Raw genomic sequence first — 1,180 nt, forward strand, 5'->3', positions numbered from 1 at the left:
GGCCCTCGGGCTTGAGGCCGAATCTGCGAAACGTCTTGCAGCACAAACCGCTATGGGTGCCGCTAAAATGGTGCTTGAGAGTGATCTTCCAGCCGAGCAGCTCAAGCGCAATGTCATGTCGCCAGGCGGAACAACTGAGCGTGCGATTCATGTGTTTGAAAATGATGGCTTGCCTGAGCTTGTCTCAAAAGCGATGACGGCTTGCGCGGACCGTTCCAAAGAAATGGCAGAGCTACTGAGTGACAAATAGTGTGGTAACTAACGTGAACAATGGAAACGTCAATTGGGTGAAAAATTATGCGGGATGCTGAGCACTTGAAGGTCTCGTTTCTGTTGACTGGCAACGAGTTAATGAGTGGCGATATTGTTGACAGCAATTCGGCCAAATTGGCTGAAAAGCTAAGTGCGTTTGGTTGCCCCGTTCATTATAAAGCGACGGTGGGTGATGACGTGGCCGTGCTCAAAAGCGAGATTGCACGCATTGCCGCGTTTTCCGACGTGTTAATCGTTAATGGAGGCCTCGGGCCGACAGTAGATGATTTGACGGCAGAAGCCTTAGCGGGCGTCTTGGGTGTTGAATTGCGCGAAAACACCGAAGCGATGGTGCAGCTGGAAGCATGGTGTAAGCAAAAAAATATTGCTTTCAACGCGGCGAATCGCAAACAGGCGATTTTGCCTGAAGGTGTAGAGATTATCCCCAATGCAACCGGGTCGGCTCCGGGGTTTGCTGCAGATGTGGCCGGTTGTCGGGTTTATTGTACGCCAGGCGTGCCGTCCGAGTTGTTCCGCATGTTTGATGAGCAAATTCTCCCGCGTATGAAGTTTGCTGAAGGCGCAGAAGTAAAACGATACCGGTTTCGTCTTTTTGGCATGGGCGAATCGGGAATTCAGCAGCGCCTTTTCAAGAGTGGCGTCACCATTCCAAAGAACATTGAACTGGGCTTTCGCGCTTCGGTGCCCATGCTTGAGTTAAAGCTGCAAGCGACGCATCGGGAGGACTATCAGACGCTTGAAGAGACCGCGCAGGTCGCTCGCGACCTATTTGGCTCACATATTGTGACGGAGGATGGGCGCAGTATCGCCCATGTTTTGAAGGATATTTTACTTGAGCAAGGCAAGCGTGTGAGTTTTGCCGAGTCTTGTACTGGCGGCTTAATTAGCGCAATGCTAACCGAGTTGG

2 protein-coding genes are annotated in these 1,180 nt (G+C 51.5%); both read left to right on the plus strand.

Features of this window, described 5'->3' with window-relative positions; all coding sequences use genetic code 11:
* The coding region (locus A3750_RS17735; RefSeq protein WP_304440209.1) for a pyrroline-5-carboxylate reductase at positions 1-250 on the plus strand (250 nt) is incomplete at its 5' end.
* Positions 251-297: 47 nt separating this feature from the next.
* The coding region (locus tag A3750_RS17740) for a molybdopterin-binding protein (RefSeq protein WP_068548529.1) at positions 298-1,180 on the plus strand (883 nt) is incomplete at its 3' end.

Source organism: Oleiphilus sp. HI0079, from assembly GCF_001635105.1.